At 34.5% G+C, this 14,525-nt stretch carries 11 protein-coding genes and 1 pseudogene; 7 read left to right on the top strand and 5 right to left on the bottom strand.

All coding sequences use genetic code 11. The features are described from left to right. Positions 1 to 144: 144 nt before the first annotated feature. Together IMZ28_RS07395 and IMZ28_RS10990 are read right to left on the bottom strand one after the other, a co-directional pair. The gene (locus IMZ28_RS07395; RefSeq protein ID WP_232087534.1) at positions 145 to 819 is read right to left on the bottom strand and encodes a LysR substrate-binding domain-containing protein; all 675 of its coding nucleotides are present in this window, start codon (positions 817 to 819) and stop codon (positions 145 to 147) included. Positions 820 to 861: 42 nt separating this feature from the next. After that, positions 862 to 1,035, bottom strand: a pseudogene (locus tag IMZ28_RS10990) (helix-turn-helix domain-containing protein); the annotation flags it as partial. 1,474 nt (positions 1,036 to 2,509) lie between these two features. On the opposite strand from IMZ28_RS10990, the gene IMZ28_RS07390 reads away from it, so the two are divergent. From IMZ28_RS07390 to IMZ28_RS07375, 4 genes are all read left to right on the top strand, one after another. Beyond that, positions 2,510 to 3,832 carry an OprD family outer membrane porin gene (locus tag IMZ28_RS07390; protein WP_197547945.1) on the top strand — a complete coding sequence of 441 codons (1,323 nt, stop codon included), beginning with the start codon at positions 2,510 to 2,512 and terminating at the stop codon, positions 3,830 to 3,832. A gap of 481 nt (positions 3,833 to 4,313) precedes the next feature. Beyond that, positions 4,314 to 5,648 carry an L-seryl-tRNA(Sec) selenium transferase gene (gene selA / locus IMZ28_RS07385; RefSeq protein ID WP_197547944.1) on the top strand — a complete coding sequence of 445 codons (1,335 nt, stop codon included), beginning with the start codon at positions 4,314 to 4,316 and terminating at the stop codon, positions 5,646 to 5,648. Continuing rightward, on the top strand, positions 5,649 to 7,481 hold the full coding sequence (gene selB / locus IMZ28_RS07380; RefSeq protein WP_197547943.1) for a selenocysteine-specific translation elongation factor: 1,833 nt from the start codon (positions 5,649 to 5,651) through the stop codon (positions 7,479 to 7,481). It abuts the gene before it with no gap. Then, positions 7,478 to 8,164: a hypothetical protein gene (locus tag IMZ28_RS07375; protein ID WP_197547942.1), complete on the top strand. Its 687-nt coding sequence runs from the start codon at positions 7,478 to 7,480 to the stop codon at positions 8,162 to 8,164. The genes selB and IMZ28_RS07375 overlap by 4 nt, the downstream gene beginning before the upstream one ends. Here the strand turns inward: IMZ28_RS07375 and IMZ28_RS07370 are convergent. The 3 genes from IMZ28_RS07370 to IMZ28_RS07360 are packed head-to-tail and all read right to left on the bottom strand — an operon-like array spanning position 8,140 to position 11,516. Beyond that, complete coding sequence (locus IMZ28_RS07370) at positions 8,140 to 8,805, bottom strand: response regulator (RefSeq protein WP_197547941.1); 666 nt, start codon at positions 8,803 to 8,805, stop codon at positions 8,140 to 8,142. The two genes, IMZ28_RS07375 and IMZ28_RS07370, sit on opposite strands and share 25 nt — an antisense overlap. Further along, positions 8,795 to 10,372, bottom strand: coding sequence for an ATP-binding protein (locus IMZ28_RS07365; protein WP_232087440.1), 1,578 nt, complete (start codon positions 10,370 to 10,372; stop codon positions 8,795 to 8,797). Before IMZ28_RS07365 ends, IMZ28_RS07370 begins: the two co-directional genes overlap by 11 nt. A 4-nt stretch (positions 10,373 to 10,376) precedes the next feature. Further along, positions 10,377 to 11,516, bottom strand: coding sequence for an ABC transporter substrate-binding protein (locus IMZ28_RS07360; protein ID WP_197547939.1), 1,140 nt, complete (start codon positions 11,514 to 11,516; stop codon positions 10,377 to 10,379). Between the two features lie 269 nt (positions 11,517 to 11,785). On the opposite strand from IMZ28_RS07360, the gene IMZ28_RS07355 reads away from it, so the two are divergent. From IMZ28_RS07355 to IMZ28_RS07345, 3 genes are all read left to right on the top strand, one after another. After that, on the top strand, positions 11,786 to 13,465 hold the full coding sequence (locus IMZ28_RS07355; protein ID WP_197547938.1) for a 4Fe-4S binding protein: 1,680 nt from the start codon (positions 11,786 to 11,788) through the stop codon (positions 13,463 to 13,465). Continuing rightward, complete coding sequence (locus IMZ28_RS07350) at positions 13,462 to 14,226, top strand: TorD/DmsD family molecular chaperone (protein ID WP_197547937.1); 765 nt, start codon at positions 13,462 to 13,464, stop codon at positions 14,224 to 14,226. Before IMZ28_RS07355 ends, IMZ28_RS07350 begins: the two co-directional genes overlap by 4 nt. Positions 14,227 to 14,312: 86 nt before the next feature. Further along, positions 14,313 to 14,525 carry a twin-arginine translocation signal domain-containing protein gene (locus IMZ28_RS07345; RefSeq protein ID WP_197547936.1) on the top strand — a complete coding sequence of 71 codons (213 nt, stop codon included), beginning with the start codon at positions 14,313 to 14,315 and terminating at the stop codon, positions 14,523 to 14,525.

The raw sequence follows: 14,525 nt of genomic DNA, 5'->3' as shown, positions 1-14,525 counted from the left end.
TAAAAACAGTAAAATAGTCAAGTGTAAGAGAAGATATCTCTCTTTCATAATAAGAATCCTTGTAGGGTTTTCCTTTATTATGAATAATGAAAATGAAATGAAAATGAAAAGAGAGTATGGGATTCAGGTAATTATATTGGTCGACTATTTCCCTAAAATATTTTCAAAAAACTGTTTTGAAAATGCTTTGAACTCTTCAAAGAGTTTACTTTTGTATTTATTTTTATGATATACAAGGTGAAGTTCTCTTTCAAATATGAAGTTTTTTAATTTCACTTCAAACAACTCCTCTCTTTGTAACTCTTTTTTGACAGAAACTCTGGAAACACAGGTAATTACTTCCGGATTTTTTTCAAGAAGCATTTTGACCTCCTCAAACTCTGAAAACTCCATAAAAATATTGACTTCTTTTGCCAGATCTCCAAGTTTGTTTAAAAAAACTTCTCTTGTACCCGACCCTTTTTCTCTTAGAAGCCATTTTTTTGAAAATAGTTGATCAATATAAAATATTTTTTTGGATAGTTCTTTGTTGCTTGAAACAACTATCAATTGATCACAGCCTATGGTCTCTTTTATTATACTGGGCTCGTTGCACACTGATTCAACAAATCCAATATCTATGGTACCATCCAAAATTTTTTGAATAATCTCTGAAGAGTTTCTGATCTCTTTTTCTATTGTAACACTGGGATACAAGGATAGAAAATCAAACATGATTTGAGGCATGATAAAGTCACCGATGGTTTTACTCGAAGCAACATGCAATATACCTGACAACTTATCTTTTTGAAAAAAGTTTTCTGCATCTTTAAGTGCCAAAAAGTATGGATGGGTTTTCTCTTTAAAGAGTCTCCCTCGTTCATTTAATACAAGTTTTTTGCCAACTCTGTCAAAAAGTGGCTCTGAGAGTTTTTTTTCCAGTGACTTGATAGCCAGTGAGATGGCAGACTGGCTCATTCCGATCTGTTTTGCCAGTTGTGAAATATGTGGATTCTCTGATAAGTAATAGAACAACTCCAGTTCCTTCAGTGTCATAGCTGCCTCACATATTGATAATATAAATGATTATATCAGTTTTTATATATTTTACAAAATTATTCAGGAGAGGAGTATAAAGAGGGAAGAGATCATAAATTTGGTGCATTTTATGCAGAAAAGTGTTATAGTAAAAAGTGACTTTGTTTATTAATAACAGAGTTAACTATCTATCATACGGTTATCTGGTGATGCAGTAGTTATAATACTAACAAAAAATTTAAAGGAGATTTATGAAAAAAAACTATTATCTGTAATACTCGGGTGTTCTATCACTTTTGCAGGGGCTGATACTTATCTTTCTGAAATGAATGATCTGATCTCGGATGCAAAAGAGGTGGAAACAGTTCTTAAAGAGAAGACAATCAAAGGATTGGAATCGGATGCTTATCTTAATCAATTGTAGGCCAAGCTTGAATCTTATGAAAAAGAGCTAGCGTCCTTTATCAAGTCTACGGAGCTTAAAAGCAGTGAGCCCGTTGAGGTTAAAGCATTTCTAAACAAAGCAGAAGCACTGTCTCAGGGTACTTTGGACCTTACCGGTGCCGTTATATTATTGGTAGATAAGACATCGACTAATTCCAATGGCTCTTATTTGAGAACATTGAAAACTTTAACGGATACAACCCTGCGATTGAGTGATGATATAGGTATCATGGCTGATCGTATCGGTGTAATGGCTGACCGTATTGTCTATACAGAAGAATTGATTAGCAGGCAATCAAAAATGATCAATGATTCCACATTGCATGTCATAAATAAGTTCAAGTTTCAAACACCTTCTACAATAGTATCAGCTATACCGCATTTATAGCCTGAAGCTGAGAAGATAAGTCCAAAAAGTGCTTAAGGACTTTTCTTCAAAAAAAAGATATGCATATCTGTCTGACATCATTTTCTATTTTATACTATTGCCTGTGAATAACCATAACCCCGCCTAAGTATGCTATAACAGATAGTATACTGCTCTTCTCTCAAATATACTATAGTTTTATTTATGATTTATACTCTTCATAACCTTGCCCAAAAAAGTTTTATTGTCAGAATTGGGGTTAATTGCATTTCAGACACTATTCTTTCTGTCTGAAACCTTTATAAGTACGGTTTCTCTTTATATATGCCCACAGATATTGTATATATGAATGGTCTCTCTTTAGGAGTATTTGCTTTCTCCGACACCCTATATTGTCTTGATACTATAGTCTCACTCTGGGTTTGTATTACATTGTAAGTGTCGATCAATTTTTCTAAAAAATAGTAAATAAATATTTACCCATATAAATTTATTGAAATAGAAAATTAAATTAATATAAAATTAAAGCAAGTAATATGCGATATATGCATATTATATGCCCATATGACACAATTGGTAACATATTAAAATACGGTAAATTTATTTTTACCATATTTATTGTATATCTATATATTTATGTATAATTAAAAGTGCAGACTATTTTAATACAAGGAGAAAAAAATGAAAAAGACTGTAATTTTATCAATTGCTGCATCCGTAGCAATTATGGCGGGGGGTGATATTAAGGCTGTAGAACCAGAAGTATCCGAACCTACACCTGTAGTGGTTGAATCAGAAGGTGAAGTGTCTGGACAACTTAGAGCTTTTTATATAGATCGTACATATTCCGGTACGATAAATAATAATCGTAATTCATTGAATGTTGGTGGATGGATTGGATATGACAGTCCTGAATGGAACGGTTTAAGCTTTGGTACGAAATTTTATGTAACAGAAGGTGTAAAAATACATTCTGATCCCTATAGCACAGCGAGTTATGATCCTTCGTTATATGGTGATAACTTTGAAAGCTATGGTTTTATAGGTGAAGCTTATTTAAACTATAAAATGGGTAATACAAATCTAAAAGTAGGTCGACAAAGGCTTGATACTCCTTTGGCTGGGGCAGATGACGCAAGAATGCTTCCAAGTCTTTTTGAAGCAGCAGTCTTGAGTAATACTGACATTGCAGATACAACACTCATTCTTGCACATGTGACAAAGGAGTCAGTAGGAACATTTGGTAATGTTTATACCCCTGGTGCACTTTCATTACAAAGCGGTTATGGACTTGGGTTCAAAGAGGGTACTAGTGGAAAGTTTGCAGATATGGGAGTAATCGCTCTTGGAGCGGGTACAGATACTAGTGGTGTGACAGCAGGAGCCGTAATCTATAAAGGGATTGATAATCTTTCACTACAAGTATGGGACTACTTTGCGCATGACATTCTCAATGCACTATATCTTCAGGCAGACTATAAATTATCAGCGGTAAAACTTTCAGCACAGTATATTAATGAGAGTGATGTAGGAGGTAGGCTTGCAGGTAATGTAGACAGCAGTTACTGGGCAGTAAAAGCAGGAACAAGTTTTGGTGACCTAAGTGGATATGTGGCATATTCTCAAACCTCGGATAATTCGGGATCAGCAATGAATGGCGGTGTCTTAACACCATGGGGCGGTATGCCAGCCTTTACACAGGGTATGGTCACCAGACATATGTTCTTTGCAGGTACTGATACATGGAAAGTGGCATCAACCTATAATCTGGAAAATATGACAGGTTTGAAGTTAAAAGCGACAGGATACTATGTAAATTTTGATATTGGTGCAACCAATACATATAAGCCTGGACAATCCTGGACGGCAAAAGAAGCAGGATTTGATATCAAGTATCAGGCAACAAAAGCACTTAATTTAAGACTGAGAGGAAACTTTCCTACAGATTTCGCTCCAGGACTGGATTGGAAAGAGTATCGCTTTATCGTAAACTACAAGTTTTAAAAATTATAGACAGAAAGCGCATGGATGACAGGTGGCCAAAATAGAGTTTTTAGGACCGGTTGGTTTAGTATCGACAGAAACCAAGGTAAGTATACCTGATAAGTTAAACAAAATACTTACAATGGAAAAGTGAATTGAAATTCTGTAGTTGCCAGTATGTGGTATGTGTTAAAAAAAGAAGGCAGGCTTTCATTACGATTCTTCCTCTCGTCTATACGATAGAAGATGAGGATAAATAGAAATGTGAAGCCTTCGCCTATTTACTTCAAAATCAATATGATGTACTGGATATTCATTTTAATAGTAGCAAAGTTTGAAGTAATGTATACACTGTGAAAAGAAAATTGTTGGAGTGAAGAGAGAGCTGGCAAAGAGTGTATTTCAAGTTTTGCTTTTTATGAAGCAGGAGGCTGAAATACTTCTATTGCATTAATAGAGATAAACGAATCTTTTGATAAAATAAAGCCTTTAAAGGTAAACAATGCAATTATTACAACAGATACCCAAAGTTGATAAACTTATTTTTCATGATACATTTACTGGATTGAACCATACGCTTCTTACGAGCATTATTAGAGATCATATAGATACGTTAAGAAAAAAAATACTTAATAAAGAGATAGAGCGTGTTGATGAGTCTGTTTTAATCAAAGAAATTAAAGAGGGGTATGCTGCAGCCTTGAGCCCTTCATTAAGACCTCTTATTAATGCTACAGGAGTTATTTTACATACAAATATGGGTAGAAGTCTTATCTCTAAAGAGATTTTAGAACGTGCATCTTATGTGATTTGTAACTACTCCAACTTGGAATATGATCAAGAAAAAGGATGCCGTGGAGAACGGTATGAACATGTGAGCGGACACCTTAAAAGACTATTGGGAGTTGAAGATGTCATTGTAGTGAACAATAATGCCTCGGCAGTTTTTTTAGTTCTGAACACCTTTGCAAAAAACAAAGAAGTCATTGTCTCACGCGGTGAGCTTGTAGAGATAGGAGGAAGTTTTCGTATACCTGAAGTGATGAGCCAGAGTGGTGCTCTTCTTAAAGAGGTGGGTGCAACAAACAAGACAAAGCTTAGTGACTATAAAAATGCTATTTGTGATAACAGCGCCATGCTGATGAAAGTACATCAATCCAACTTTACGATAGAAGGTTTCAGTGAAGATGTGGATTTTGCGGATATTCGCGCATTGGCAGAGGAGCATGAACTTTTGGACTATTATGATTTAGGGAGTGGGTATATCGCACCATTACCGTATAATCTTGCAAACAGGGAGCTGCCTTTAGGTAAAATCTTAGAGTTAAATCCATCTCTTATTAGTTTCAGTGGAGATAAACTTTTTGGATCTGTGCAAGCAGGGATTATCGCAGGTAAACGTGAACTCATAGCAAGACTGAAAAAAAACCAGTTATTAAGAATGTTGAGGGTTGATAAAATAACTTTAAGCATATTGGAAGAGACTATAAAAGCCTACCTTGAAGAGAAGTATGATCTGATCCCCACACTTAAAATGCTTTTTGTAGATGTAGAGGTCCTAAAACAAAGAGCAGAAGAGATGAGAGAAAAAGTAGGTTGCGATAAGTGTGAGGTAATCGAGACAAAAACGGTTATGGGTGGAGGTACTTTACCCAATAAAGAGTTCCCTTCAATTGCGTTGTACATTAAAGGAAAAGCAACAAGACTGGAAAAAGCTTTTAGAGAAAAAGGTGTTATCGGTAGAATTGAGGAAAATTGTTTTTTACTTGATTTTAGAACCGTACAGGAAGAGCTGGAGAATGAACTCTGCCAAATTATAAAAGAGATAGTAGTATAAATGAGACATCTGGTAGTAGGGACAGCAGGGCATGTAGACCATGGGAAAACAGCACTTATTAAAGCACTTAACGGATTTGAAGGGGATACACTAGGAGAAGAGAAAAAAAGAGGAATCACCATTGATTTGAGTTTTTCTCATATGCAGGACCAGAATACGAATATCGCATTTGTGGATGTTCCGGGGCATGAAAAGCTGATTAAAAACATGATAGCAGGTGCATTTGGTTTTGATGCGACTTTAGTTGTGATCGATGCCAGAGAGGGTGTGATGCCTCAAACCAATGAGCACTTAGAGATACTTAATCTATTAAAGGTCCCTTATATTATTATTGCGCTAACCAAGTGTGATTTGGTCAGTCAAGAGAAAATAAATGATAGAGTATCAGAGATAAAAACTTATATAGATACTTTTGCGCATCTAAAACTTAAAGCGATTGTTCCTGTAAGTATCTATTTGCCCAAAAGTATAGCTTTGCTTAAAGAGGAACTGTTTGGACTCCCCATTGTTCAAAAAAAAAGTAACGGACTTTTCCGTTATTATGTTGACAGAGCTTTTTCTCTTCCGGGAATCGGTACTGTAGTCACTGGTACGATATTGGATGGAGAGGTAAAAGCAGGGGATAAAGTATTTGTTGCAGAGCAGAACCAAGAACTTATCGTCAGAAATATACAGGTGCATGAAAAAGATGTCCCTTGTGCCTACACTTCACAAAGAGCTGCACTCAATTTACAAAATCCAAAACAGACACTCTCCCGCGGCTTGCTCTTGACAACAAAAGGATATATCAAAGGATTTACACAAATCGATGTATGGTTTGACTCTATTTCTGGACAAAAGATAGAGCATAATACCCAGATGATGATATTTATAGGTACAAAACAGATAGAAGTAAAGGTATTACTGTATGAAGAAGATGCACAAATACGCGGTTTTGCCAAGTTGCAATTTGGGCAGAAGATATATACGGTATTTAATGAACCCTTTATTTTAAGCCTTTCGGGTAGAGTTGTAGCAGGAGGCATGGTGCTGAATCCTGTGAATGATCCTATAAAAAAGAGGCTAAAGCTTCCACTTTTAAAGAGTCTAGCAAAGAGCGATTTTTCTGCAGCATTTAAGATATTGGTTACGATGCATAAAAGAGGCTTTGGCCTTATCTCCTCAAATCAAAGATTTGGAATAGGGCATGAAAAGGCACTGCTGTTAGCCAAGGAGATGGAGCATATTTTTATAGATGAGAAGGGTTTGGTTCTTTATGACATAAGCGTCAAAAGGGAGTTGGAAGAGAAGATCATGGATATTTATAAAAAAAACAAATATGCCATGCTTTCAGCCAAATCACTCTGTCTTAAAGAAACCTGGGCAAGTGAAACACTGATTTCTGACATATTGGAAAAACTCTCCAAAGAAAACAGGCTTCTTTTGGACAATGGTATTTACAGAGATCCAAATATTGATGTAAAAGATGTACAAACAGTGATACAGACGAAAATCTTTAGTATGCTTTTAGATGAAGGTGTGACACCTAAAGCACCGTATAATATTTATGATGCATTGGATATAGATAGAAAAATGGGAGATAGAGTACTTAAAAAATTAACAAGTGCCAAAAAGGTAAAAAGGTTACAACACAATCTTTTTGTGCCTTTTGAGAGCCTGATACAACTTATGACACATTTACAACAGATCATAAAAAACGAAGGCTATATTGACATAGCTTTATTTAAGGTATATTATCCAAATCTCAGCCGTAAATATCTGATTGCCTATTTGGAGTATCTGGATACTTATCCCACAATAAGAAAAGAAGGACTCAAAAGAGTGTTTATATGAGAGAAAAATATTTAGAAGAGGATGCGCTGCTGTTAGTAGAGCAAAATTTTTATTTTCTTCAAACGGGTGCGTTTTTTACAACACTTTCCAAAGAGTACAATCTCAGTCACAGTTGCAACCTCCAAATTATTAAAGAGTTTGATAAAGCACAAGTGTACAGGTTTAATGAAAATATCATTAGACAGGTATTGGAGAATGCAAAAGAATCATCTAAAGAAGAGACGATACTTTTTGAATACTTTGTCGAGATGAATGCCTTTAGGGGTATATGTATGGCGATGGTAGAAGCTTTGAAACTTGAGAGAGGGTTTAAACATTTTTTGCAAGAAAAACTGGCCCATCAATTTGATAGTTTTGTTGACATCATATCATTTGTAAGAAATGTGTTGTCTCATAACATACATGCAGATATTTATCTGGACGAAAAAGATTATGAAGGTACTTTAAAGCGTATACTGAGATGCAGGCGAGATCCCAATGTTCATTTTGATTTTCTCTATAGCAGGGATTTGGAGGAGATACAGTCACCTGCACCGGAGTATGGTTTTAAATGTACAATCAATTTTCAAAACCTAAATAACAATACACCATTTTTAGAAGTTATCTCGTTGTGGGAACTTATGATGTTGAGTGAACTCTGTTTTAATTTGGTGATCGCCTATAGACTGTCTAAGACCTCTTGATTAAATTGGTACACTTTATGCGATATATTGGTTAAAATGTTTTTATCGCTCAGTTTTTTAAACAGTTTTACAAGGGTCGGCTTTGATATATCTATTTGTGACATAATCTCCGTGTAAGAAGTATGGATTTTATTTTCGTTATCAAGGTTCTGTATGATATATTTAATCACATCTATCTGTTTCCCCTCACTTACTTCGGAAATAAGTTTGATGAGATTAGAGGCTTTTTTTGCTTCTTTCTGTTGGCTGATGGGTAAGACTATGTTATGAATGGATGTCAGTAACTCTTTTAGATTGATAGGCTTGACAATGTAGCTTTCTACCTTTAGTTTTATTGCTTCCAATAAATATGGCGTATCTGTATGTGCAGTGATTAAAATGGTTGGAATCTTTCCATAATGACTCTCCTTCAGCGATTTAAGAAAATCAATACCGTTTTCATCTTCCAGTAAAATGTCCGAAAGAATAAGATCAACCTTGTGGGTATTTAAAACTTCCAGTGCTTCTTTGGAGTTTGTTGCTATAAAAGTATGTTGCATAAAGTCATCAAGTACATCTTTGGTTTGTTTAAGTAAAGAAGGATCATCTTCGATGTAGAGTATGTTGAAGTCATGAAGTATATCTAAGTTTTCAGTTAACATGTTGTTCGCTCTTTTTATTTGGTATGATAATAGTAAACAGGGTGCAATGTTTAAATTTTTTATCCCCTATTGTATAACAGACATTCTTGCATCTAATTGTGCCACCGATATGTTTTTCAATGATCTGTTGAGACATGTACAGTCCTAGCCCTGTACCGGAACTTTTATATTTGGTAGTAAAATATGGTTCGAAGATATGAGGCAGGATTTCTTCCTTAATGCCTCCGCCGCTGTCGACTATATAAATATAGATCTTCTCTTTCAGTTCTTTTGCAATGATTTCAATAAATTTTTCACCGGAAACAGTGGCTAATGCATCTTCAGCATTTGAAATGATATTTAAAAAGACATGTGAAAGTTCATTATAGTAACTGTGCAACCTTATCTTGTCTGAAACTTTTATACGTATCTGTATGTGATGTTTGTCTAATATGTATTTGGATAGTCTAAAAGAGTGTTCTATACACTCTTTTAGCAAGAAAGACTCTTTGGCTGTAGTTGGCCTAAAAAAATTTTGAAAGTTTTCAAGTGTGTCAGACATATTTTCACCTAAAAGTAAAGCGTCTTCTACTTTTTCTTTAAGGATATCAGGGGAGAGTTTACCCAGTTCCATTTTAGCTTGTAAGCCCTGTACTATGATCATAATAGATCCCAGCGGTTGTCTCCACTGGTGTGCAATATTGGCAATCATCTCTCCCATACTGGCAAGTCTGGCTTGTTGAAACATGATGAGCTCTTTTTTCTTTGTATTGGCCACCTCTTTTTTTATGCGGAGCTCCAGAGATTTATTTAAGCGTTGCAGGGCTTCAGTTTTTTCCAATATATCACCTTTAAGGGCAAAGTGCAGTTTTTTAAAGTTTGAAATAATGAGAAAGGAAAGTAGTGCAGAAAAGACAAATACCAAAACAATGGATGCATTAAGAATAAGTGAAAGAATACGAATTTCTTTATCTGTATCACGTTTTTCTTGAATCGCCAAATTCAAGTCATAATTTGTCAAGTTGGTGAGATAAATGGTGATGGAGTCAATTTCATAATTTATTTCATCAAGAAGTGTGGAGGTATTCTTGTAATTATTTTTTAATTGATTAAAAATTTTATTTAAAAGAGTATCAATTTTATTTTTTCTTCTCTTGATGTTCTCGATGATTCTTTTTTGTAATAAAGTATTGGGTATTTGCTCATTGGCGATAAAATTTTTTTTTATAAAGTTATTTATAAATGATGTGTGATAGTCTTTTGAAGATATAATATTCAAGTAGTTGGACCACTCTTTTTTAATTAATTGTTTTGCAAGTAAAATAACCTCTTTGGCCTGTTTTTGTGATATATCATTATGATAAATATCTTGAAGCGTATCTTTGATATTTACAATATAGATATCCTTAATCGTTTCAAGTTTAATAATAGACTTTGTTCTTTTTTCAAAAAGAAGTTCAAAGTCATTTTTGATGATATAGTTTGAAAGTTGGGATAAAACGATGATAGAGATCATTCCTCCCATAATGATGAAAAGTAAAAAAGCACTTTTATAAGCAAATGATATCTGATCGATCGTCTGTAACATTTTTTTAATATTCATAGTTAATCTCTTCAAAGGCATTGTTTTTATAGGTAAAAAGATAAATATGATTGTGTAGTTGTCTGTTTTTAAACTGCAGTTTTAGACCATGCAGGGTATTATGAGGAAGAGTAGTAAGTGTTTTAATAAAGTTTTCTTGTGTAGTGGAACCTTTTATCCTCTGTAATGCGGCAACGACGGTTTTTGCTGCCAGAAAAGATTCCAATGAAATAAACCCTAAAGGTTGATTTGGAGCATATTGGCGCATGATTTTTTTGTATTCCAGTACAACTGGTTTTTGAGAGTCTTGATAATTAGGTACAACTTGCGAAAAGAGCAGGTTCTCTGTATGATGGTCAAGTTCTTTGATGATTTCATCGGCATTGCTAAAAGATATATTACAAAAAACTGTATTTGTGAAATCATTGTTTTTTCTTGCTCTATTTATAAAAAGAGCATTTGCCTGGTATGCACCTATCATTAAAATCGCATCAGGATCAGCATTTTTTATTTCATGAAAAGCATGTTTTATAGAGAGTGTATTTCTTTTATACGTTCCTTCACCATAAAGGGTCAATTTTCTTTTTTTGAGTGCTTCAAGCAAAGCTATGTAACCCTCTTCACCATAATCATCATTTTGATAAAAAACGGCAAACTTTATGATACCTTTTGTTCGATAGAGATAGTCAACAATAGTTTCTATCTCTTCCTTGTAAGAGGATCTGAAATTGATAATATTTGTATTTTTACGTAAAAACGATGCTCCTGTAAAAGGTGCAATGAGTGGAATATTGCTTTCCTGTAATAGAGGTAATATTTTTTTAGTTGTTGGTGTCCCTACATATCCGAAAAAAGAAAAGACATTCTCTTTGATAAGCTTTTTTGTATTATCAAGTGTTAGTTCAGGTTCATATTTGTCATCATAAATAATAAGTTTTATTTTTTTGTCAAGCAGGTGATTTTCGTTGGCATATGTAAAATAAGCATTTGCCCCGGCATAGACACCTTGACCCCAGGCACGCATAATACCACTTTTTGGAAGAGAAAGTCCAAGTTTTATGACCTTTTCGTTATAGGTTTTATGTTCAAAGGTATAGTATGAAATGACTAAGCCCAATGCAGCGAACAGAGACAGAACAAGCTTAATCATATAACTCCTTTTGCATGTTACACTAAGTGGTAAAATCAATATAGTTCTATTACACCAGTTAATATTGTTTAACCAATACTATTATAACAAAATTAAAACAAGAAGCTAATTATATCGTTACGCATAACTCTTTTATATAATGTTACTAAAGCCCCTATAATAACAAATGTGCAAAAAACGAATATTTCTTTTATAATTTATTTCAAGATAAATTAAGATTAGACAGTTAAAATTGGTAAAATATATTTTAACACTTTGGAGTAGTACGCATGGAAAAAGAGTATCTGTTTGGTTATAGTGATGCAATGGAATTTCCTTTGGATGAAAGTATTGAAACTGTTACGAAGGTAGAAAGTGGAAATTATATTGTTTCAAATATTGAAACACCTTATGCAGAAGTATATGCACCTGAAATAAATTTTTATATAAATCACAGTAATGATTCATTGGCTGATAAAATTAAAAATGTAAAAACACTTTATGATATCAGGTTGACTGCGTATGAAGCAGCTGAAGATTTTGACTATACAGCACCTGTAGGAAGTAAACTGATTATTGTCTCTGACAAAAAAGAGGAGGCATTGGTCGAGAAGTTTGAAAGTGAAGGATTTACAGCCATTGCACTACATCCGTCACAAATAATCGATGTCAACGGACATATAGGAAAGCTTATCGTTTCAGGTAAAAAAGGTAATACGAAAGTCAAGGTTGAAACAGATCAGATATTATGGTTCGATGCTCCATATTTTGCTATAAAACAGAGTGGTGTGTATGATCCAAATGATATAGGTTTTGAGGAGGCCTGCAAAAGAGTCAAAGATAATTGTGGAGAATTTAATTATAAAAATTTTATTAAATATGACTCTACCATTTGTCAGTACCATGAACGACAAACTGAAATCTGTGGAAAATGTGCAGAAGTATGTCCTTCTGTGGCTATAGTCAAGATAGATGACAAAAAACATTTAGGGTTTTCAGATATTGACTGTCATGGCTGTGGCGGGTGTATTTCTGTATGTCCATCAGGTGCATTGGATTATACCCAAATGAACAGAGACTCATTTTCTGAAATTGCTTCTTTTTATGCAGACAGAATACCACTTATTATCCCTCGTAAGATGCAACTTGAAAAGTTAGATCTTGCACTTAGGGAAAATGTTCTTCCTTTCCCTATAGAGGGAGAGAAATATCTTCATGAAGTTCACCTTTTAACTCTGTTGCAAAAGAGTGGAAACCCTATTATTTTTTATACCGATTTTATCTCCAAGGGTACAGGGGATGCTATAGATCTGCTTAATGATATTTTTAAAAGAAAATACAATAAACAGGCTATTTTTATTTGTGAAAACCGTGAAGCATTATTGTCTGCTTTTAAAGAAGCAGTCTCTATACCGGAGTGTAAGTTCAACATGGTAGATGAGGGGATGATGAAAAGAGAGATATTTACATATCGACTTGCACACCTGGTTGGAGAAGATGATTTGGGTGTAGTGAAGACCAAAGAACACATTCATTATGGAAATTTGATCATCAACCAAGATACCTGTACGCTCTGTTTGAGTTGTGTAGGTGCGTGTAATGTGAAGGCATTGACCGCTCACGCTGAAGATAATAGTTTAAGGTTTAACCCTTCTATGTGTACGAACTGTGGTTATTGTGAATTTGTCTGTCCGGAGAAAGATTGTTTGGAAGTAGTATATGATGAGATGGCTTTAGATCAAAACTATTTTAAAAGAAATATTATGGCGACAGATACTCTGTTCGCCTGTGTAGAGTGTGGTATAGAATTTGCAACAACAAAATCTATTGAGAAAATAGCTGCAATGATGCTGCCTGTATTTGGAAGTGACGAGGCAAAGAAAAAATCTTTATATTGTTGTGCAGACTGTAAGCCCAAAGTGACTATGCAAGCATTTATGGATCTAAAAAATAAAAGAGAGAACGTATGAATAAAAGAGAATTGAACCCGGCAAGAGCACTTTATTATGGACTATTTAGCAAGTTGTTTGTTTTTACTACAAACGAAAACAGATATGAAGGGTTGGACGAGATATTAAAGATCTTGATAGAAAATCCTATGGACAATAATTCCGGGGAGGCACTAAAAGAGATATTGGACTTCTATAACACAGGTGGAGAAGAAGCATTTATAAAAGAGTATGATGTAATTTTCAATGATCCTGTAGGGGACGTGGTAAGAACAACAGCCTCTATCTATTGTGATGGAGTAGAGAGTGGTAAAAAAACACTTGAGGTAAGAAATTTCTTAGCTAAAACAAAAATACGAAGAAATGAAGCGACCTTCAAAGAGCCTGAAGACAGTGTAGGTTTTTTAATGACCTTCATGTATGAGCTCATTGAACTTATTATCATGGGAGAAGAGTCTTACAGTACGGTACAACATTGTCTTTATGTAGAAGTGATTAATGAATTCATAGATGAGTTCATTGAAGATTTATATGCAACAGAACACTCTAACATCTATAAGTCTGTGGCAGTGGTACTGAATGCTTTTATCGCATTTGAAAGACTCTATTTTGATGTTAAAAAGCCTCAGCCACGTGTGAAAGAGGAAGCGATAAGCTGTGAGTCTGTCAGTGATGAAGAGGCTGAAAGAAGAATGCGAAACAGAATTGAAAAATCTGTAGCATCCCTGCAGCAAAGTTGTGCACTGGAAGATGAATATTTCGAAAAATATCATACAGACTAAGCCATGATGAAGTGGCTAGGCAAGTAAATAGTAATTTATTTGTTTAGCCACTTGGATAAAGTGGTAATTTATGAAAGGAGGATAATATGATTGAAGAGCGTAGAGGTTTTTTAAAGAGACTTGGTAAAGCAGGTGCGGCCGCCGCAGTAGCAGGTACCACAGTAGCATTTGCCAATAGTGGACATAAACGCAGCTATACTGCAGACAGTAATGGTGTAGTCATAGGTAAATCAAAGAAAAAAGAGATTATCTATCACAAAACAGCAATCTGGAATGAATACTTGAATTCAGCCAAATAA

The sequence above is a fragment of the Sulfurovum indicum genome (genome assembly GCF_014931715.1).
In the GTDB taxonomy this organism is placed as follows: Bacteria; Campylobacterota; Campylobacteria; order Campylobacterales; family Sulfurovaceae; genus Sulfurovum; species Sulfurovum indicum.
This window is presented reverse-complemented; position numbering and strand designations above follow the sequence as displayed.